Source organism: Paenisporosarcina macmurdoensis (assembly GCF_042658845.1).
Lineage (GTDB): Bacteria > Bacillota > Bacilli > Bacillales_A > Planococcaceae > Paenisporosarcina > Paenisporosarcina macmurdoensis.
The window spans coordinates 1-592 of record NZ_JBHSRI010000008.1; the positions used below are offsets into that span (position 1 = coordinate 1).

General features: G+C 54.7%; 1 rRNA gene. It reads right to left on the reverse strand.

The annotated features are described in order from the left end of the window. A 23S ribosomal RNA gene (locus ACFPYN_RS07510) occupies positions 1-592 on the reverse strand; the annotation flags it as partial.

The window sequence follows — 592 nt, forward strand, 5'->3', positions numbered from 1 at the left end:
GCTTCCACCTCGAACCTATCTACCTCATCGTCTTTGAGGGATCTTACTTACTTGCGTAATGGGAAATCTCATCTTGAGGGGGGCTTCATGCTTAGATGCTTTCAGCACTTATCCCGGCCACACATAGCTACCCAGCGATGCTCTTGGCAGAACAACTGGTACACCAGCGGTGTGTCCATCCCGGTCCTCTCGTACTAAGGACAGCTCCTCTCAAATTTCCTACGCCCACGACGGATAGGGACCGAACTGTCTCACGACGTTCTGAACCCAGCTCGCGTACCGCTTTAATGGGCGAACAGCCCAACCCTTGGGACCGACTACAGCCCCAGGATGCGATGAGCCGACATCGAGGTGCCAAACCTCCCCGTCGATGTGGACTCTTGGGGGAGATAAGCCTGTTATCCCCGGGGTAGCTTTTATCCGTTGAGCGATGGCCCTTCCATGCGGAACCACCGGATCACTAAGCCCGTCTTTCGACCCTGCTCGACTTGTAGGTCTCGCAGTCAAGCTCCCTTCTGCCTTTACACTCTACGAATGATTTCCAACCATTCTGAGGGAACCTTTGGGCGCCTCCGTTACACTTTAGGAGGCG